15 protein-coding genes and 1 pseudogene are annotated in these 19954 nt (G+C 68.8%); 6 read left to right on the top strand and 10 right to left on the bottom strand.

The window, feature by feature from the left end; translation table 11 throughout:
- Positions 1-4 precede the first annotated feature (4 nt).
- Positions 5-1021, bottom strand: coding sequence for a M14 family zinc carboxypeptidase (locus HPS01S_RS17780; RefSeq protein WP_066159082.1), 1017 nt, complete (start codon positions 1019-1021; stop codon positions 5-7).
- Positions 1022-1091: 70 nt separating this feature from the next.
- On the opposite strand from HPS01S_RS17780, the gene HPS01S_RS17775 reads away from it, so the two are divergent.
- Entirely contained in the window at positions 1092-1271 is a 180-nt protein-coding gene (locus tag HPS01S_RS17775) for a hypothetical protein (protein ID WP_066159080.1), read from the top strand.
- A gap of 11 nt (positions 1272-1282) precedes the next feature.
- Here the strand turns inward: HPS01S_RS17775 and HPS01S_RS17770 are convergent, their stop codons facing one another.
- Positions 1283-1579, bottom strand: coding sequence for a hypothetical protein (locus HPS01S_RS17770; RefSeq protein WP_066159077.1), 297 nt, complete (start codon positions 1577-1579; stop codon positions 1283-1285).
- Positions 1580-1698: 119 nt separating this feature from the next.
- Positions 1699-2604: an archaetidylserine decarboxylase gene (gene asd / locus HPS01S_RS17765; RefSeq protein WP_066159210.1), complete on the bottom strand. Its 906-nt coding sequence runs from the start codon at positions 2602-2604 to the stop codon at positions 1699-1701.
- A gap of 59 nt (positions 2605-2663) precedes the next feature.
- Between asd and HPS01S_RS17760 the strand changes: the two genes are divergently transcribed.
- Positions 2664-4325, top strand: coding sequence for an aminotransferase class III-fold pyridoxal phosphate-dependent enzyme (locus tag HPS01S_RS17760; protein ID WP_066159074.1), 1662 nt, complete (start codon positions 2664-2666; stop codon positions 4323-4325).
- Positions 4326-4354: 29 nt separating this feature from the next.
- Here the strand turns inward: HPS01S_RS17760 and HPS01S_RS17755 are convergent, their stop codons facing one another.
- Positions 4355-4957, bottom strand: a complete 603-nt coding sequence (locus HPS01S_RS17755; protein WP_066159071.1) for a hypothetical protein — start codon at positions 4955-4957, stop codon at positions 4355-4357.
- 155 nt (positions 4958-5112) lie between these two features.
- Between HPS01S_RS17755 and HPS01S_RS17750 the strand changes: the two genes are divergently transcribed.
- The gene (locus HPS01S_RS17750; protein WP_157576426.1) at positions 5113-6456 is read left to right on the top strand and encodes a glycosyltransferase family 4 protein; all 1344 of its coding nucleotides are present in this window, start codon (positions 5113-5115) and stop codon (positions 6454-6456) included.
- Here HPS01S_RS17750 and HPS01S_RS22375 read toward each other — a convergent pair.
- The 3 genes and pseudogenes from HPS01S_RS22375 to HPS01S_RS17735 form a co-directional block, all read right to left on the bottom strand.
- Positions 6444-7127 (bottom strand): annotated as a pseudogene (locus tag HPS01S_RS22375) (BPSS1780 family membrane protein); the annotation flags it as partial. The gene HPS01S_RS17750 and the pseudogene HPS01S_RS22375 sit on opposite strands and share 13 nt — an antisense overlap.
- Before the next feature lie 10 nt (positions 7128-7137).
- A complete protein-coding gene (locus HPS01S_RS17740; protein WP_066159066.1) occupies positions 7138-8148 on the bottom strand; it encodes a homoserine kinase in 1011 nt (336 codons plus the stop codon).
- A 15-nt stretch (positions 8149-8163) separates the two neighbouring features.
- The gene (locus tag HPS01S_RS17735; protein ID WP_066159063.1) at positions 8164-8496 is read right to left on the bottom strand and encodes a hypothetical protein; all 333 of its coding nucleotides are present in this window, start codon (positions 8494-8496) and stop codon (positions 8164-8166) included.
- Positions 8497-8555: 59 nt separating this feature from the next.
- Here HPS01S_RS17735 and polA point away from each other — a divergent pair, with 59 nt between their 5' ends.
- On the top strand, positions 8556-11345 hold the full coding sequence (gene polA, locus HPS01S_RS17730; RefSeq protein ID WP_066159207.1) for a DNA polymerase I: 2790 nt from the start codon (positions 8556-8558) through the stop codon (positions 11343-11345).
- Positions 11346-11357: 12 nt separating this feature from the next.
- Here the strand turns inward: polA and HPS01S_RS17725 are convergent, their stop codons facing one another.
- Positions 11358-12917: an alkaline phosphatase D family protein gene (locus HPS01S_RS17725; RefSeq protein ID WP_066159060.1), complete on the bottom strand. Its 1560-nt coding sequence runs from the start codon at positions 12915-12917 to the stop codon at positions 11358-11360.
- Positions 12918-13000: 83 nt separating this feature from the next.
- Here HPS01S_RS17725 and HPS01S_RS17720 point away from each other — a divergent pair, with 83 nt between their 5' ends.
- Both HPS01S_RS17720 and HPS01S_RS17715 read left to right on the top strand, forming a co-directional pair.
- A complete protein-coding gene (locus tag HPS01S_RS17720) occupies positions 13001-13900 on the top strand; it encodes a dienelactone hydrolase family protein (protein ID WP_066159057.1) in 900 nt (299 codons plus the stop codon).
- Positions 13901-13965: 65 nt separating this feature from the next.
- Positions 13966-14787 (top strand): ZIP family metal transporter, encoded by an 822-nt coding sequence (locus tag HPS01S_RS17715; protein ID WP_066159054.1) that lies wholly within the window; start codon positions 13966-13968, stop codon positions 14785-14787.
- Between the two features lie 14 nt (positions 14788-14801).
- Here HPS01S_RS17715 and HPS01S_RS17710 read toward each other — a convergent pair whose 3' ends face one another.
- Positions 14802-17372, bottom strand: a complete 2571-nt coding sequence (locus HPS01S_RS17710) for a PAS domain S-box protein (RefSeq protein ID WP_066159051.1) — start codon at positions 17370-17372, stop codon at positions 14802-14804.
- Positions 17369-19930, bottom strand: a complete 2562-nt coding sequence (locus HPS01S_RS17705) for a PAS domain-containing sensor histidine kinase (RefSeq protein ID WP_157576423.1) — start codon at positions 19928-19930, stop codon at positions 17369-17371. The genes HPS01S_RS17710 and HPS01S_RS17705 overlap by 4 nt, the downstream gene beginning before the upstream one ends.
- Positions 19931-19954 lie beyond the last annotated feature (24 nt).

Genomic DNA, 19954 nt, shown 5'->3' with positions numbered 1-19954 from the left:
CCTTTCAGAACCAGTCGGCCAGCGCCTGGGCGTGGCCATCGGCGCGCTCGTGCGGCGCGGGTGTCCACTGCGCATGGCTGCCGGCGGCGCGCGCCAGGAAGTCCAGCAGCGCCAGGTGGCGCCGCAGCACACGCTGCTGCCGGTGGCCGATGAGCGGGTTGAAGATGCCCTTGCGCGAGAACAGCTGGCGCGGGTTCTTCTTGACCCACAGCCACGATCCCATCTCCAGCGTCAGCGGCAGGAAGGTGCGCGCCGGGTCGGTGCAGGCCTGCAGGTAGAGGTGGTCCCAGAGGTCGCCGTGGGTCAGGTACTGGGCGCTCTGCGGTTCGATGATGTAGGGATGGTGGTGGTGCGCCTGCTCGAAGATGGTCCTGAGCGCCCGCACCTCGGCCAGGTGGGGGATGGGCTTGCGCGTGTGGGCGAAGGGGAACCACAGCCGGTCGCTGATGCCGAAGCCCGAGTGGCAGTCCAGCGCCAGCGAGAACGGGCGCGCCAGCAGCTCGGCCTGCACCACCTCGCACAGCGCCGCGCTCTCGGTTTCCAGCGGATCGCCCAGGCGGCCGCGGTACCAGGGCAGGCCGGCGCTCAGGCGCTGGCCGCCCATCAGCCAGGGCACCTTCTCGCGCGCCTCCACCGGAGCGTTGCGCATCAGATCCACACCGCGCGGGTTGGCGCGGGTCGCGGCCCACATGCCGCCGGGGTTGACGATGGGCATGAACACCAGCCGCACATCTTCCAGCAAGCGGTGCAGCGAACGGTCCCAGCCCAGCCGGGTGACGATGTTCTGCAGAAAGGCGATCACCACCTCCGCGCCGATGCGCTCCAGCCCGTGCACGCCGCCGAAGTAGCCGACGCCGGGGCAGTGCGGATCGGGGCTGCCCAGGGTGATGGCCCAGACTGGAAAGCCCGGACCGCCGGGGATTGAGACATGGCGCACCGGCCGCGCCTGCAGGTGCTGGCCGCCCAGCTCGATCAGCCGTTCGAGCGTCTGCAACTCGGGCAGCGGGTGGGCGGTGCTCATGGGCGGGGTGACACAGGGTTGTCACAGACCGGCCCTACCGTGGGGCTCCGACCTGTGCAATGAAGAGAACATGACCGCCAGCTTCAGCGATCCTTCCCGCCGCCCCGCGCGGCCAACCCTGTTGTGCCGGTGCGTGCAGGCGGGGGTGGTGGTGTGTGGTCTGGCGGGTGGGCTGGTGGAGTTCCTGGCCTTGCAGCGCTGGCGCGTGCAGTTGCGCCAGCGCGGGGCGTTGCCGCCCTGGTGGCGCTAGCCCGGGCCGGTTCAGTCCGCCTTGGCCGTCGCCTCCCGGGCGGCCGGGGCGGCTGCGGCCTTCTCCATGTCGCCGAGCTGCACCGACAGGTCCAGCAGGCGCACCTTGCTCATGTAGTAGCGGTCCAGGCGCCATTCCTTGAGCAGGTCGAGCGCGAGTTCGAAGTTGTCGAAGTTGAGCTTGTAGAGGTCGTTGACCGGGTAGGCCGCCTCCGACTCGAGGGCGACGACCAGGGCCGACAGGATGCGCGCTTCACTGGACTCGGGCGCGTTTTCGATCAGCTTGCGGGCTTTCTTCAGGGCTTTCACATGAGGCCTTTCTTCCAACGTTGGTGGTTCGGTGCGGACGTGGTGTCAGACAACCGTTCAACCGAGCTTACCGGCCGGCCAGCGGCTTTTGATGACGGTTTTGTGAAAGAAAGCTGACGTCAGCTTGAACGCCGCCTGTCCTCGCGCACCAGCAACGGCTGCCCCATGCGCAGCGTCTGCCCGGTGGCCAGCCCCGGCGCCAGCACGTGCCCTGGCGGTGCAAACACCAGGATGGTCGAACCGTGCTCGAACCAGCCCAGCTCCTGGCCCTTGGTGCAGGGCGCGTCGCAGGGCAGCTCGTTGGGGCCGCGGTAGCGCAGGTTCAGCGGCACGTCCAGCGCGTGCAGGCGCATGCTCGCCACCAGGATCGCCGCCACCGGCACCAGCAGCAGGCGCGCGCCATCGGGCTGGCGCAGGTGCAGCACCGCGCGCTCGTTGCGGCAGAACAGGCGCTCCACGCGCTGCAGCGCGATCGGGTTCACGTTCCAGGTGTCCCCGCTGATGTAGGTGACGTGTTCGAGCCGCGCGTCGCAGGGTGCGTGGAAGCGGTGGTACATGCTGGACGTGAGCCGCAGGGTCACATAGCTGCCGCCCTGCAGTTCGCGACACAGCGCGGCGGTGTGGGCCGAGTCGCCCAGCAGCTCGGCCAGCTTGTACGGAAAGCCCTTGGCCTGGAACACCTGGGGCTCGCCGTCCACGGCCTCGATGCGGCCGCAGGCGCCGACGATGCCGTCGCTGGGGCTGGTGATGACGCCGGTGCGTGGGTCCACTGGTCTGGCGCCGGGGCGCAGCTCGCGGATGAAGCAGTCGTGCAGGCTGGCGAAGCGCTGCTGTTTCGCGTCGCTCAGGTCCAGGTCGCTGAAGGCCTTCCAGACCGCCAGCGAGAGGTCGCGCACCCAGGGGTGGCGGATGCGGCTCCACCAGCCGATGGCGTGGGTGAGGGCGATGCGGGGCACGCGGTTGGTCAGCAGGAAGTTGAGGTCTTCGTGCTGCGCGATGCGGCGCAGGGTGGCAACGGGATTCATGGAGATGACACGCGCTTGAAATAGAAACAGGGCCGACATCCCCTCTGGAGCCCGAACCCATGTCCTTGTTGGAAATTGCCCTGCCGGCGGGCGCGCTCGCCCTCGCAGCGCCGATGATCAAACGCCGGATCGACCTCTCGCGCGCCAAGCACCGTTCCCTGGCCGGGCACTCGCGCATGGCCAAGCGGCTGGCGCGCTGGCTGCCGGGCTACGCCTACGACGAGACCGAGTTCTTCGCCTGCGACGGTGCAGCGCCGGAGGTGGTGGCCCGGCGCCGCGCGGCCTTCGAGGCGCTCGCCGCCGGCCTCGCCAGCCGCCATCCGAAGACGCTGGCGATGACGGCGCAGGCCCGCGAAGGCCTGGCCGATCTGCAGTTCACCGGCCGCTACCGCGTGCCCTTCCAGTTCAGCCCCATCGTGAGCGAGCGGCTCAAGGTCGGCGCCTTCGTGCAGTCGGCCGACGGCGTGACGCTGACCGACCTGGACGGCTACCGCTTTCACGACCTCACCGGCTCCTACGGCGTCAACGTGTTCGGCGTGGACTTCTACAAGGCCTGCATGGCCGAAGGTGCGGCCCGCGTGCAGGACCTCGGGCTGGTGCTCGGCGCCTACCACCCCTGCGTGGCGGGCAACGTCCAGCGCCTGCGCGAGATCTCGGGCATGGACGAGGTCTCGTTCCACATGTCCGGCACCGAGGCCGTGATGCAGGCGGTTCGGCTGGCGCGCTTCCACACCCGCAAGCGCCACCTGGTGCGCTTCCCCGGCGCCTATCACGGTTGGTGGGAGGACGTGCAGCCCGGCCCCGGCAACCCGCTGCCACCGCGCGAGACCTACACCCTGGCCGACATGAGCGAACGCAGCCTGCGGGTGCTGCGCACGCGCCGCGACATCGCCTGCGTGCTGGTCAACCCGCTGCAGGCGCTGCACACCAACCGCGTGCCGCCCGCCGACTCCGCCCTGGTCGACAGTGGCCGGCAGGCCCACTTCGACCGCGCCGCCTACACCGCCTGGCTGCAGCGCCTGCGCGAGGTCTGCACCGAGCGCGGCATCGTGCTGATCTTCGACGAGGTGTTCCTCGGCTTCCGGCTCGCGCCGGGCGGCGCGCAGGAGTACTTCGGCGTTAAGGCCGACATGGTCACCTACGGCAAGACGCTGGCCGGAGGCTACCCGGTGGGCGTGGTCTGCGGCCGCCACGCGCTGATGCAGCGCTTCCGCGCCGACCGGCCGGCCGACCTCTGCCTGGCGCGCGGCACCTTCAACGCGCACCCGCAGGTGATGGGCGGCATGTCGGTGTTCCTGGAGCGCCTGCAGACGCCCGAGGTGCAGGCGGTGTACGAAGGGCAGGACGAGCGCTGGAACGCACGGGCCCGGCGCTTCAACGAGACCATGGAACGCGAGGGCCTGCCCATGCGCGCGACCAACCTGCACAGCATCTGGACCATCAACTACACCGAGCCCTCGCGCTACAACTGGATGCTGCAGTACCTGCTGCGCTGGCACGGTGTGGCGCTGAGCTGGGTGGGCACGGGCCGGCTGATCTTCAGCCTGAACGTCAGCGACGCCGACTTCGACGCCGTGCTGGAAAAGTTCGTGCGCGCCGGGCGCGACATGCGCGAGCAGGGCTGGTGGGCACCGGTGGCGGGGCAGAGCAACCGGGGCATCCGCCGCGGCATCCTGCGCGAGGTGATCGCCACCGCCCTGGGGCGCCGACCGGGCGCATGACGAGGAGGACCGCACGCCCTTGAACGGCGTCAGGCGCGGCCGTGCGCGGGGTCGTACAGCTCGCCGCGCAGCAGCTGCAGCGGGGCCCGGTGGTAGAGCTTGATGTCGTGGAACGGGTCGGTGAGGATCTTGGTCATCCACACCAGGCCGGTCTGCACGTCGCGGAGGAAGAACAGGTGCACGGTGCGGAACAGCAGCCCGGCCACGCCGAGCGCCAGCCAGGCGGCACCGACGTCGCGCACGTAGCCCGTCCAGTCGGTGTGCGGCTCGATCAGGCCCATCAGGTCGGGGCTGGCCAGCAGCGCCAGCGGCACCGCGGCCCAGATGGCGATCAGCACCACCTTGCGGCGCAGGTTGTAGCCCACCTTGATCTCCTCCTTGTATTCGTTGGTGACCTGGTTCACATGGTCGTAGCCCAGGGGTTCGAAGAAGAAGTGGCCGGACTGTCGCGTCGTCATCGACACCAGCCAGCCGATCAGCGCCGAGACCACCGGGTCGATGACCAGCCACCCGTAGGCCACCACGAAACTGACCGCGCTGATGAAGTGCAGCGTCTGGTTGATGCGGTTGTGGTGGTAGTAGCGGTGGTCGTCCCAGCGCTGGGTCTTCAGGGCGTCGAAAAACGCGGTCATGCGGGCTCCTGCAAGGGGTTGGGGGTGTGCGCATCGTGTCGCGATTGCGTGAAATCGCGGTGACAACACCGGGGCTTCACGGTTCGGTCTTCAGGCGGTCACATCGGCGGGTGCGCTGTCACAAATCTGTTGCGCCCCGGGCGGACCATCGGGGCATGACGACACCCGACTCCCAAGACATCGTGCTGCAGGACTTTCCTGCCGCGCGCCCCTCGCTGCGTCTGGCGGTGGTCACGGAAACCTGGCCACCCGAGGTCAATGGTGTGGCGCTGACGCTGTCCCGGTTGGTGCAGGGCCTGTGCGAGCGCAACCACCAGGTGCAGCTGGTGCGGCCCCGGCAGACCACGGGCGATCGCGGCGCGCGGGACATCGGGTTCGAAGAAAAGCTGATGCGCGGCATGCCGATCCCGCGCTATCCCCAGCTCAAGCTCGGGCTGCCGGGCCGCAAGGCGCTGATGGCCTCGTGGTCGCTGCAGCGCCCCGACCTGGTCCACATCGCCACCGAAGGGCCGCTGGGCTGGTCGGCGCTGAAGGCGGCGCGGCAGCTGCGCATCCCGGTCACGTCCGACTTCCGCACCAATTTCCACAGCTACAGCCAGCACTACGGCCTGGGCTGGCTGCGGCGGCCAATTGCGGCCTACCTGCGCAAGTTCCACAACCAGACCCTGTGCACCATGGTGCCCACCCGCGCCCTGTGCGCCGAGCTGCTGTCACAGGGCTTCGAGCGCTTGCAGGTGGTGGCGCGCGGCGTCGACACCCGGCTGTTCGACCCCGGCCTTCACGACAACACGCTGCGGGCGCACTGGGGCGCTGGCCCCGGCGACCTGGTGCTGCTGGTGGTCGGGCGCCTGGCGCCCGAGAAGAACCTCGACCTGGTGCTGGAGACTTTCGAAGCCATGCAGGCGGTCCACGAGGGCGTGCGCCTGGTGTTCGTGGGCGACGGGCCGATGCGCGATGCGCTGGAGCGGCGCTGCCCGCAGGCGCGGTTCATGGGTTCGCAGACCCAGGCCGAGCTGGCGCGCAGCTACGCCTCGGCCGACCTGCTGCTGTTTCCCAGCCTCTCCGAGACTTTTGGCAACGTGACCCTGGAGGCACTGGCCAGCGGGCTGCCGGTGCTGGCCTACGCTTGCGCCGCAGCAGCCGAGTGGGTGCAGTCCGACCACAACGGCTGGACAGTGCCGGCCGGTGATGAGCGGGCCTTTGTGCAGGCGGCGGTGGCGCTGGCGCGGGAGCCGGGACGGGTGGCTCGGGCCGCCGGGCAGGCCCGCGCCTCGGTGGAGCCGCTGGACTGGCCGCAGATCACCTTGCAGGTGGAAGCGCTGTTCCTGCGGGCGATGGAGTTGCACCGCAACGGCCGCCGGGGCCTGGAGGCCGCTCAGTGGGGCGCGAAGTCGTCCGTCGCCACCACCCCTGCGGGCTCGCTGTCGTCGAAGCTGTCGCGGAACGTGAACCAGATCGATGTGAAGAACATCGAGGCCATGAAGAGCACCGCCGGGTAGACGATCAGGCCCGCGGCCTGCGCGCCACCGAGCAGGGCGCTGAGCAGGCTGAGGGACACGCTGAAGGCCACGAACAGCCCGGTCCAGCCCAGCAGAAACACCAGCAGCGCGCCCTTGTTGGCCCAGCAGGCCATCAGGCTGAAGAACAGGCTCTTGACCGGCGGCACGCCGTGCCAGAAGAGCAGGGCGGGCGCGTGCCAGAACAGCATCTGCAGCGGCATCATGGCAACCAGCCCGAACCAGAGGGCAGGGCTGGTGACCATGCTGCGCATGGCCTCTTCGGCGGTCATGGTGGCGGCGCCCTCGGGGTTGCCTTCCAGCAGGCCCACCAGCAGCAGGATCACCAGCAGCCCCAGGCCATACAGACCGCCCAGGGTGAGCATGCCCCGGGTTTTGGCGGGGCCGCCACGGAAGGCGGTGACCAGCTGCTTGGGCATCGGGAACCGCCCGGCCTCGGCCTCGCGCGAGGCCGACATCAGGCCCAGGTTGACCGCCGGGGTCAGCAGGGTGGCCAGGGCGGTGCCAAGAAACGGCACCAGGGCCAGCACCGACACCACCGCCATGAACATGAAGAACAGGCCCGACATGGCCAGGGGTTGCCGCAGAAAGGTCTTTACGCCCAGCCGGACCCATTGCAGGCCGGTGGATGCGGGCACGGTGCGCAGCTTCATGGCACGGCCCTCAGGCGGGCACGCCGCCGGCGTCGCGCAGCGAGTCCGCCAGGTCGCGGGCCTGGCGCACGCGCTCGCGCAGCACACGCTCGAAATGGCCCGGGTCGTGCGGCTTGAGCATGGCCGCCTCGCGCGGCAGGTGCCAGTCCCACAGGCGCGAGAGCCAGAAGCGCAGCGCGCCGGCGCGCAGCATGGCGGGCAGCAGCTGGCGCTCGGCCGCCGTCAGCGGTCGCACCGACTGGTAGGACGCCAGCATGGCGTGCGCGCGGCGCTCGTCGTGCAGGCCGTCGGCCGCCTCGTCGCCGTGGAAGATGCACCAGTCGTTGAGGGTGACAGCCAGGTCGAACAGCCAGCTGTCGTTGCCGGCGAAGTAGAAGTCGAAGAAGCCGCAGAGGCGGTCGCCGTCGAACATCACGTTGTCGCGGAACAGGTCGGCGTGCACCGGGCCATGGGGCAGCGCCTTGAAGGCGGACTGCGCGGCCACGTGGTTCTGGTAGGCCAGTTCGCTGCGGATCAGGGTGGCCTGGTTGTCGCTCAGGTGCGGCAGCACCACCGGCACGGTTTCGTTCCACCAGGCCAGGCCGCGCAGGTTGGGCTGTTGCATGGCGAAGTCCTGGCCGGCCAGGTGCATGCGTGCGAGCATGGCGCCCACGGCCTCGCAGTGCACCACAGAGGGCCGCAGTTCGCTGTGCCCGGCCAGCTTGTTGACCACGGCCGCGGGCTTGCCCTGCAGCCGGTGCAGGATCTCGCCTTTGGTGTTGGCAGCAGGCTCGGGCACCGGGATGCCCTTTTGGGCCAGATGCTTCATCAGGCGCAGGTAGTACGGCAGCTGTTCGAAGCCCAGGCGCTCGAACACCGTGAGCACGTGCTCGGTCTCGGCGCCGTCCAGCACCGTGGTGGCGAAGTAGTTGGTGTTTTCAATGCCTCCCTGGATGCCGCGCAAGGCGGTGAGCTCACCCAGTTGGAGTTCGCGCAGCAGCGCAGCGGCTTCGTCCTGCGGGACTTCGGTGTAAACGGCCATGGAAACGGGAAAGGGTCAGAAGCTCAGAAGGCGCCAGCGGCTGCGGCCGCTGCTGCCCTGGCCTTCGGTGGGCAGATCCGCGCCACTCTGGGGGGCAATTTCATAGGCCGGGGCGCCGTTCTTGGGCTGCACGTCGATGCTGCGGGTCTGGCCGCCGATGCGCACCTCGTCGATGCGGGAGCCAGCGTCTTCGTGCGTGATGCGTTCGATCACCTTGGCCTCGCCCGCCGGCAGCCGGGGCTGTTCGACCGGGGTGGGCGCCGGGGTGCCGGTCTGTGCCAGCACGGGCAGGGACGCGGCAATGGCGAGGGCCAGCGGGAGGGATCGGAGCAGGGTTGGGGCGCGCATGCCGCATTGTAGGCATGGAGCGCCTGCGCCGCACCCTGGCATCCCCGACAATCGCCCCCATGTCCGAACAATCCACCCCGCGCCTGCTGCTGGTCGACGGCTCCAGCTACCTCTACCGCGCCTTCTTCGCTGGCGGCGACGCCATGAGCACCACCCTGCCCGACGGCACAGTGCAGAAGACCGGCGCCATCCGCATCATGATCAACATGATGCAGAAGCTGCTCAAGGACCACCCGTCCACCTGGGCCGCCTGCGTGTTCGACGCCTCGGGCCCGACCTTCCGCGACGCGCTCTACCCCGAGTACAAGCAGCACCGCAGCCCCATGCCCGACGACCTGCGCAGCCAGATCGCACCGATCCACGAGGTGGTGCGCCTCTCGGGTTGGCCGGTGCTGGACGTGCCGGGTGTCGAGGCCGACGACGTGATCGGCACCCTGGCGGTCGCGGCGGCCAGTCAGGGCATCGAGGTGCTGATCAGCAGCGGCGACAAGGACCTGGCGCAGCTGGTGAACGAGCACATCACCATCATCGACACCATGAGCGGCAAGGTGCGCGACCTGGCCGGGGTGGAGGCGGAGTTTGGAGTGCCCGCGCGCCTGATGCTGGACTACCAGATGCTGGTGGGCGACTCCATCGACAACGTGCCCGGGGTGAACAAGGTCGGCCCCAAGACGGCCGTGAAGCTGCTGCAGGAGTACGGCTCCATCGACAACCTGATCGCGCAGGCGGACCAAGTGAAAGGCGCCGTGGGCGAGAACCTCCGCCAGGCGCTGGACTGGCTGCCCACCGGCCGCCAGCTGCTGACTATCAAAACCGACTGCGACCTCAACGGCTGGGTGCCCGGCCTGCCGGCGCTGGATGCGGTGCGCATGGGCGAACCGCAGAAGGAGCCGCTGCGCGCGTTCTACGAGACCTATGGCTTCAAGGGCCTGGCCAAGGCGCTGGGGGGCGGCGAGGCGGCTGTGCCCGCGGCTGCGTCCGCCCCTGTGCCCGGCTCCACCAACGACCTGTTCAGCGATCCGGCGTCCGACATTCCGAGGGCGTCGAACCTCGCCTACGACACCATCCTCACCTGGGAGGCCTTCGACGCCTGGCTGAACAAGCTGGAGGCCGCCGAGCTGACCGCCATCGACTCCGAAACCACCTCGCTGGATGAAATGGTCGCGCAGATCGTGGGCATCAGCTTCAGCGTGAGGCCGGGCGAAGCCGCCTACATCCCGCTCAGGCACGAAGGCCCGGACGCGCCCGAGCAGCTGCCACTGGACGAGGTGCTGGCCCGGCTCAAGCCCTGGCTGGAAAACCCGGCCAGGCAAAAGCTCGGCCAGCACATCAAGTACGACCGCCACGTCTTCGCCAACCACGGCATCGAGGTGCAGGGCTACGCGCACGACACCATGCTGCAGAGCTACGTGCTCGAAGTGCACAAGCCGCACGGTCTGTCGAGCTTGGCCGAGCGCCACCTGGGCCGCGGCGGCATCAGCTACGAAGACCTGTGTGGCAAAGGCGCGCACCAGATCCCGTTTGCCCGGGTGGACGTGGCGAAAGCCGCCGAATACTCGTGCGAGGACAGCGACCAGACCCTGGACGTGCACCGAGTGCTGTGGCCGCAGATCGAAGCCGACGCGAAGCTGAAGTTCATCTACGAGCTGGAGATCGCCAGCAGCGAAACGCTCTACCGCATCGAACGCAACGGCGTGCTGATCGACGCGCCCACGCTGGCCAAACAGAGCCATGAGCTGGGCCAGCGCATCTTCGCGCTGGAGCAGGAGGCGTATGAAATCGCGGGCCAGCCCTTCAACCTCAGCAGCCCCAAGCAGCTGGGCGAGATCTTCTTCGACAAGCTGGGCCTGCCGGTCATCAAGAAGACCGCCACCGGCGCGCGCAGCACCGACGAGGAGGTGCTGGAGAAGCTGGCCGAGGACTACCCGCTGCCGGCCAAGATCCTGGAACACCGCAGCCTCATCAAGCTCAAGGGCACCTACACCGACAAGCTGGCCCAGCTGGCGCTGCCGCGCACCGGCCGCGTGCACACCCACTACGCGCAGGCCGTGGCGGTGACCGGGCGCCTGTCCAGCAACGACCCCAACCTGCAGAACATCCCCATCCGCACCGCCGAAGGCCGCAAGGTGCGCGAGGCCTTCGTGGCCGCGCCGGGCCATGTGATCGCCAGCGCCGACTACTCGCAGATCGAGCTGCGCATCATGGCCCACCTGAGCGACGATGCGGCCCTGCTGCGCGCCTTCCACGAGGGGCACGACGTGCACCGCGCCACCGCGGCCGAGGTGTTCGGCATCAAGCCCGAGGAGGTCAGCAGCGAGCAGCGCCGCTACGCCAAGACCATCAACTTCGGCCTGATCTACGGCATGGGCACCTTCGGCCTGGCCAAGTCGCTGGGTATCGAGAACGCGGCCGCCAAGACCTACATCGACCGCTACTTCGCGCGCTTTGCCGGCGTCAAGCAGTACATGGACGACACGCGCGCGCTCGCCAAGGAACAGGGCTATGTGGAGACCGTGTTCGGCCGCAAGCTGGTGCTGCCGGACATCAAGAACGCCAAGGGCGCCAAGCTGGCCGCGCTGGAGCGCCAGGCCATCAACGCGCCCATGCAGGGCACGGCGGCCGACCTGATCAAGCTGGCCATGGTGGCGGTGCAGAAGGCGCTGGACGAGCAGGGCAAGGGCACGAAGATGATCATGCAGGTGCACGACGAACTGGTGTTCGAGGTGCCCGAAGCCGAACTGGACTGGCTGCGCACCGAGATCCCGCGCCTGATGGCGGGCGTGGCGCAGCTGAAGGTGCCGCTGCTGGCCGAGGTGGGCGTGGGGGCGAACTGGGACCAGGCGCACTGAGCGCCCGCGGTCTCAACCCACCGGCAGCACCACCTTCGTGTACGGGTGGTCGACGCCTTCTGCCCACCAGTTCGCCCACAGCCGGTTCGCGCCGCCCGGCGCGTCGGCCTGCAGGGTCATGAAATTGCGGCAGCCGATCAGCCGCCGCCGGGCGGTCGGGAATTCCACCATCTGGCCGGTGAGCCCCGGCTCCAGGGTCTCGGTCTGCTTGCAGGCCTCTTCGAGGAAGTAGCGCGCCACGCCGGCCGGCGGCGGGTGGGTCACGCCGCTGCTGGTGAGCTGGGTCAGGCTGCGCGCCTCGGGCGAAAGGTCGCTGCGGTCCGATTCGATCACGCCGATGGCGGCCACGTGCACGTCGCCTGAGAGCACGGTCACCCGCAGGCCGCGCGCACTGGCGTCCAGCAGGCGGCGCACCAGGCGCAGGCGCTCGGCCTGGTGGGGGTGGCTGGTCCAGTGGTCGCGCAGGTCGTCCTCCAGTTCCTCGATGGCCGGCAGGGCGCCGAGCATCGTCTCCAGCTGCTCGAAGCTGGGGTGCATCACCGGGATGCTGCTCATCACCAGCAGGTGCCGCAGGTCGCCGGCGGCCAGCTGGGCGTCGAGCCAGGCGTAGACGGCGCTCCAGCTGGCCGGGCTCATCACCTGGTCGGCGAGCACGGTCCTGCGTCCGGCGGCGTCGGTGGTTACGCTGCGCGGCCGGCGCTCGCTGCGCAGGTCGAGCACCAGCAGGCCGGTGCTGCCGAAGCGGTAGGCGCTGTTGTGCGCGGTCTGGGCGTTCAGGGTGGCGGGCGGCGGTGCGCCCAGCATCTGGCGCTGGAACAGTTCGAACGCAGAGCGGGCGACCTCGAACAGGCCCTGGAACACGGGGCTGCCGTGCAACTCGCACGGGTGTGAGCCCCAGCCGTCGATGATGTCGTGGTCGTCCCACATCATCACGCTGGGCACCGAGGCCAGCAGCGCGGCAGTCTCGGGCTGGTTCCAGCGTTCCAGGTAGAACCCGGCGAAACGGGTCTGCAGCGCGGCGCGCAGGCTGTCGCTCAAGGGCATGTGGGTGCGGGTGAACCACTCGACCTCGGTCCATGCCCGCAGCTCGGGCACGGTGGCCCAGATGTCGTCGCTGTAGATCTGGTCGCCGCCCATGAGCAGCAGCTCCAGCGGCCCGACCGGAATGCCGTCGACGCGCTCCTGCTGTTCGTGCAGGCGGCCCATGCGGGCCCACATCGCGTTGGGTGACTTCATGGTCTTGCGGGTGCGCGCGTCGGAAAAGCCGTTGCATGAGACGTAGGCCATGCTTGGCGTGGCGCCCAGGGCCGGCACCTGGAAGCTGTGGCTGCGGCCGGCCAGCCGGTAGCCGATGCGCTGGGGCATCGCCGTCTGGCGCACCGCGATGTCGAAGCGCCAGGCGGTGGCGTCCAGGCCGGGCACCGGTCCGCTGGCGCCGTTGACCAGCTCGGCCGGCACATTCAGGCGCAGCGCCGGCTGCGGATCGGTGGCGTCGCAGACGATCATCAGGCTCAAACCCCAGACGCCACCCTGGCATCCGAGAAACTGCAGAATGGGTCCGGTCAGGGTCATGGCGCTGTCCTCCGATGCGCGCCATTGTGTGCCCGACCCGTGCGCGCCGCATCCCCTTTTCAACCACCCACAAGGAGACACCGATGCTCAACACCGACCTGATCACCGACAGCCAGGCCCTGCTCGACGCGAAGGCTTCGCACGGCCATGCCACCCGCCGCACCGCACTCAAGGCCGCCCTGGGAGTGGGCTACGCCGCCTCGGTGCTGCCGGTGATGGCGCAGACGGCGATCAAGACGTCCACCGACGGGCTGACCGCGGGCGAGGTGATGATCGATGTCAACGGCTTCAAGATGCCCGCCTACCGCGCGGCGCCGGCCGGCAAGACCGGGCTGCCGGTGGTGCTGGTGTTGTCGGAGATCTTTGGCGTGCACGAGTACATCGCCGACACCGCGCGCCGGTTTGCCAAGGCAGGCTACCTGGCCATCGCACCCGAGCTGTTCGTGCGCCAGGGCGATGCGCAGAGCTATGGCGAGATGGCCAAGCTGATCGCCGAGGTGATCTCCAAGGTGCCGGATGCCCAGGTGATGGCCGATCTGGACGCCACGGTGAAGTGGGCCGCGGCCAACGGCGGCGATGCCAAGAAGCTGGGCGTGACCGGCTTCTGCTGGGGCGGGCGCCAGGTCTGGCTGTATGCGGCGCACAACCCGGCGGTGAAGGCCGGTGTGGCCTGGTACGGCCGGCTGGTCGGTCAGACCAGCGACCTCAATCCGAAGCACCCGGTGGATGTGGCGGCCGGCCTGCACGGTCCGGTGCTGGGTCTTTACGGCGCGGCCGACACCGGCATTCCGCTTGACACGGTTGATAAGATGAAAGCCGCTTTGGCGGCCGGCAATGCGGCGGCCAAGGTGTCGAGCTTTGTGGTGTACCCGGACGCGCCGCACGCATTCCACGCCGACTACCGGCCGAGCTTCCGCAAGGAGCCGGCCGAAGACGGCTGGAAGCGGGCACAGGCCTGGTTCCAGCAGCACGGCGTCGCCTGACGCTGCCCTGCAGACCCCACCCCCGGGCCGCCTGTGCGGCCCTTTCTTTTGGTTGACGACATTTCATGACCCTGATTGCGATCCTGTTGGGCACCGTGGCGGCGGGGGTGGGCAGCGTGTGGCTGGCCGCGGCGCTGGGCATGGGGGTGCTGGCGCGGTTCACGCAGCACATGCTGAGCCTGGCTGCCGGGGCGCTGCTGGCCACCGCCTTCATGCACCTGCTGCCCGAGGCGTTCGAGAGCCAGGCGGGCGCGCACGAACTCTTCTCCCTGCTGCTGGGTGGTCTGGTGTTCTTCTTCCTGCTGGACAAGGCCGAGCTGTGGCACCACGGCCATGAACACCACCACGGCGGTGGGCACCATGGACACGGGCATGCGCACGCCCACGGTCATGACCATGCGCACGGTCACAACCACGACCACGGGCATGGCGCCCGTTCCGGCGGCTGGACGGTGCTGGCCGGCGACAGCGTGCATGCGTTCGGCGACGGCATCCTGATCGCTTCGGCGTTTGTGGCCGACCTGCGGCTGGGTGCGGTGACCGCGCTGGCGGTGCTGGCCCACGAGGTGCCCCACCACATGGGCGATCTGGTCGTTCTGCAGCAGACCTCGGGCACGCGCCGCGCGGCCCTGGTGAAGGTGTCGCTGGCGGGCACGGTGACGGCCCTGGGCGGGCTGGTGGGCTACCTGCTGCTGGGCCAGCTCGAAGACTGGCTGCCGTACTTCCTGGTCGCGGCCTCCAGCAGCTTCGTCTATGTGGCGCTGGCCGACCTGATTCCCCAGTTGCAGAAGCGGCTCGGCCTTCGCGCGACGGTCGCCCAGATTGCCTGGCTGCTGGCGGGCATTGCCCTGGTGACCCTGGTCAGCGGGATGGCGCACGCCCACTGAGCCCGCCAGCGGCCTCAGCCGGTCGCCTCGCTGCCGAAACAGAACTCGAAACGGGCGCCCTGGCCCACGGCGCCTTCGCCCCAGATGTGGCCACCGTGGCGCTCCAGGATGCGCCGCACCGTGGCCAGCCCGATGCCGGAGCCCTCGAACTCGCTGCTGGTGTGCAGCCGGTTGAAGGCCTTGAACAGGCGTTCGGCCCGCGCCATGTCGAAGCCCGCTCCGTTGTCGCGGATGCAGAACACCGGCGCACCACCCGGAGCCGTTGGCTCGGCGCGGTTGAAGCTGATGCGGGCGTTGGCGGTCTGGCGGGTGTATTTCCAGGCGTTGCCCAGCAGGTTCTCCAGCACGATCTGCGCCATGCGCGGGTCGCAGTCGGCATACAGCCCTTCTTCGATCGCCACCTCGACCTCGCGCGTCGGATCACGGTGGCGCTCCTGGCGGATCACGTCGTGCGCCAGCTCGCTGAGGTTGGTGTTCATGCGCTGCAGGGTGCCCTGGCTCACGCGCGCCAGCGCCAGCAGATCGGTGATCAGGCTGTTCATGCGATGGACCGAAGCCTCGATGCGCTCGAACAGGTCGATGTCCTCCGCGGTCATGCGCCCGGCCATCTGCTCGCGCAGCAGGTGGCTGAAGCCGTCGATGGAGCGCAGCGGCGACTTGAGGTCGTGCGAGACGGAGTAGGCGAAAGAGTCCAGCTCGCGGTTGAGGTACTGCAGCTGGGCGGTGCGCGCCGCCACACGGTGCTCCAGCGTGTCGTGCAGCTTGTGGATTTCACGGTCGCGGCGCAGCCGCTGCAGCTCGGCGTTGCAGCGGCTGGCGAAGATGGTCAGCAGGGCGTCCAGCTGGGCGTTCGGTGGCGGCCGCTGGCGCCAGACGGCGATGAGCAGGCCCACCACCGAGCCGTCCCCATCGCGCAGCGGCAGGCCCAGCACGGACTGGAGCGGGGCTTCCGAAAACGGCGGCACCAGGTTCAGGTGGGCAGGGCGGGGACTCTCGAAGCGCAGCAGTGCAGGCTGCAGCAGGGCCTGTTCGCAAAGGGTCCGGTGCAGCGGGTGGGTGCTGTTGGGGAGCAACCGGCCGTCCCACACCAGGGCCAGGGTGTTCATCTGTTTCAGAGGATCCACCTCGCCCACCACGACGCCGTCGGCGCCGATGGCGTCGGCTAGGTGCTCGACCAGCGAGCGGAAGAAGGCCTCGCCCGTGTCGCCAGAGACGCCCTCGGCCACGTTCAGCAGCATGGCTTCGCGCCGCTTCTCTTCGTCCACATTCAGGGTGAAGGAGAGGGCGCAAGGCTCGTTGTCGATCTCGATGATCTCCGCCCACACCCTCACGGGAACGATGGCACCCGCCTTGGTCCGCATCCGGGTCTCGTATCCCTGCAGCCGGCCGTCGCGCCGAAGGGTGGCCACATAGTGGTTGCGGTCGGTCTCGGAAACCCAGACGCCCACCTCCATCGACGTCTTGCCTTCGAATTCCGCCTGTGTCCATCCCAGCACCCGCTCGTTGGCGGGGTTGACCTCGACGAAGCGGCCGTCGCTCAGGCGGGTGATGGTCATGCCCAGCGGGCTGAAGTTGAACGCCTTCGAGAAGCGCTCGCGCGAGATCTCCAGTTCGCGGCGCGAGGCCACATCGGCCGACAGGTCGAACACCACCGCGATCAGCAGCCGTTCGGTGGCGCTCTGCGTGACCTCGGCATGCACCATGGCCGGGAACGCACACCCGTCCTTGCGCTGGGCCAGTCCCCGGAGGCCGCCAACCCGCCCCTGGGTGTCGATGAGCCGGCGGAACTCGGTCTGTTCCTCGTCGCGGGCCCACACCCTGGGTGGAGGATGACCCACCAGCTCCTCGTTCGTGTATCCGAACAGCGACTGGAAGGCCTGGTTGGCGTCGAGCACGTCCTGCGTGTCCAGCGACTGCACCAGGCAGGCGGCCGGCGTGCTGCGGAACAGGGCCTGGAAACGGTCCTGGCTCTGGCGCAGCAGGCGCTCGACCTCGCGGCTGTGCTCCAGTGCCAGGTTCTGGCTGCGGTAGGCGTCCAGCAGCCGCCGCCGGCCCAGGTTGACCGTGATCATCAGGCTGATGAGGATGGTGGTCTGCACAATCCACACGGTCCAGCCGGTGCGCGTCTCGGGCGTCGGCATCAGCTGCAGGTTCTCGGCGATGTTGAGCACCCCGAGGATGGCGATGCCCAGCGCGCCGCTGACCAGCATGTTCCTGCGTGAGAGAAAAACACCCGCAGCGACCACCGCCGCGATCATGACCAGCGCGGCCATGCTGCGCACCGTGCCATGGGCCACGATGGCCGCACCCGACGTGAAGATCAGCGTGTACACCAGCAGCGGCGCCACCAGCGGGCGCAGGCGCGTGGCGTACAGGACCAGCAGCAGGTAGTCGGTGAGCGAGAAAGCGAGGGCCACCCAGGTCAGCGCCACCAGGCCGTCCCTCAGATGGACGCCGAACGCCACCAGCGGACCGGCGATTCCGATGCACAGCAGCAATGCCAGCAGGGATCGCTCCTGGTAGCGCTGCAGACTGGGCGGCTGGCCGGTCGCCTCAGCGGCGGGGAGGGGGGCTGGCGCGTTCATCGGGATGTTGGCGCGGGTGTCAGGGAGAAGCGGAACTCGGCGCCTTCCCCGGGCTTGCCGACACCCTGGATCTGGCCACCGTGCCGGTCCACGATACGGCGCACCGTGGCCAGGCCGATGCCCGTGCCTTCGAACTCGCTCGGTCCGTGCAGGCGCTGGAATGGCTTGAACAGCTTGTCGGCATAGGCCATATTGAAGCCTACGCCGTTGTCCCGCACGAAAAAGCTCGCGCGGCCCGGGCCACCGTCCTTGCAGCGCCCCATCTCGATCAGCGGCTGTGGCTGGTCCCGGGTGTACTTGATGGCGTTGCCCAGCAGGTTCTCCAGCGCGATGCGCGCCAGCCGGGCGTCGCAGACGCTGACCAGGTCCGGCTCGATGCGCCACGCGAGAGGTCTGCCCGGGTGCTTGGCCTGTTCCGCGCGCATCACCTGTTCGGCGATCTCGCTCAGATTGGTCGGGCTCAGCGCCATCTTGCCCTGGCTCACGCGGGCCAGTGCCAGCATGTCGGCGATCAGGGTGCTCATGCGGTGGGTCGACGCCAGCACGCGCTGCAGCAGCTGCTCCTCATCGGCGGTCAGCCGTCCCTGCAACTGTTCGCTCAGCAGGCTCGTGAAGCCGTCGATCGCACGCAATGGCGACTTCAGGTCGTGCGACACCGAGTAGGCGAACGAGTCGAGTTCCGCGTTGAGCTTCTGCAATTCGGCGGTGCGCGACTGCACCCGTTGCTCCAGCGTCGCGTTGAGTTGCTGGATTTCGCGCTCGCGCCGCAGCCGCATCAGTTCGGCCGTGGCCCGGCTCGCAAAGATCGACATCAGCGCGCGCATCTCGGCGGTGAGCGTGATGGGCTGGCGCCACATGGCCGAGAGCAAGCCAATGGCGGTGCCGTCCTGGTCGCGCAGGCTCTGGCCGATGTAGGCGCTGGCCTGCATCCCGGTCATCGACGATAGCGATGGGTAGGTGTGGGCGAGGCCTTGCTCGTGGACGCACAGGTCGCTGCGCGAAAGGGCCTCGCCGCAGGGGGTGCCCTCGGGGGCATAGACGATGTTGGGTACCAGGGCGCCGTCCATGGACATCGCCAGTGTCTGCACCTCCTGGTCGGGCATCAGCTCGCTGACCATCACCACGTCGGCCTTCAGGGCGGGGGCTGCGTGGCGGGCCAGCGCGGTGAAAAAGGCCGTGCCCGTTTCGCCCGTCATGCCCTGCGCCACGCTCAGCAGCAAGGCCTCGCGCCGCTTCTCTTCCGAAACGTTCACTGTGGACGACAGAATGCACTCTTCGCCTTCGATGTCGATCAGCACCGCCCACAGCCTCACGTCGACCGGCTTGCCGTCCCTGCCGCGCATCTGGCTCTCGTAGGCCAGCACCCGCCCGTCGCGCTTGAGCTGGTCGACGTAGGCCTGCCGGTGGGCTGGTGTGAGCCAGGCGCCGGTTTCCAGAGTGGTCCAGCCGCGCAGGCCGTCCGCGCCGACGTTGTCGTGGATGAGCCCCGCCCGGTTGACCTCCAGGATCCGGCCGTCGGACAGGCGCGTGATCGCGAGGTTCATCGGACTGAAGTTGAAGGCCTTGGCGAAGCGCTCCTCCGAGCGCCGCAGGCGTTCGATGGTGGCGTTCTGCTCGGTGATGTCGGTGACCGTGGTGATGATCAGCCGGTCCTGCGGATCGTCACCCATCTCGCTGCTGATCAGCGCCTCGAAGCGGCTGCCGTCGGCCCGCAGTCCCTGGACATGGACCTGGTCTGCGCGGCGCAGGGCGAACAGTTGTTCCAGGTAGAGGGCGCGCTGCTCCGGTTCGGCCCAGAGCATGGCGTCGGTGCAGCCGAGCACGTCCTCGCGGGTGTGTCCGTAGCAGCGCTCGAAGGCCGGGTTGACGTCCAGGATCAGGCCGCTGCGGGCCGACTGCGCAATCATCGGGCTGGGGCTGTTGCGGAAGATCCGGGTGAACCGCTCCAGGCTCTGGTCCCGTTCCTGCTCGCTGCGGATGCGCCGCTCCAGCTCGCGGCGCTGAAGATCCAGCGCCTGCTGGGCCCGGCTGCGGCTGTGGTAGACCATGATCGCCACCACGACCATGGTCATGGACTGGGTCAGCCACACCGTGAACCCGACCTTGAAGTTGGCCGGTTTGAACCAGCCACTCCACTCCATCCAGGTGAGGACGCCCAGGACCACCACGCTCAGGGTCACGGTGACGAACAGCGCGCGCCGGGGCAGGAAGATGCCGGCACCGGCCACCACTGCCACGAACAGGAAGCCCGCGGCGGTGCGCACCGAGCCGAAAGCCACGATGGCGATCACCGTCGAGATCAGGACCGCGGTCACCAGCAGCGGTGCTACGAGTCGCTGGAATCCCTTGCTCAGCAACAGCAGGACCGTCCAGGCCGACAGCGCGATCAGCGCGGGCGCGATCACCTCCGACAGGTTGGATGTGCTCAGATACACCAGGGGTGCCTGGACGGTGGCAGCAATGGCCACCAGCAGACCGATGGCCCGCAGTGGACTGGAAGAGGGTTCGGAGGACGGGCTGGACACGCGGGACAGGGCTTCAGGCATCGGTTGGCGCATGGGCGCGTGTCTGACCTATCGTCC

Source organism: Hydrogenophaga pseudoflava NBRC 102511 (assembly GCF_001592285.1).
Classification (GTDB): domain Bacteria; phylum Pseudomonadota; class Gammaproteobacteria; order Burkholderiales; family Burkholderiaceae_C; genus Hydrogenophaga; species Hydrogenophaga pseudoflava.
Note: the sequence above shows the minus strand (reverse complement) of the source record. Positions and strands in the feature narration are given on the sequence as shown.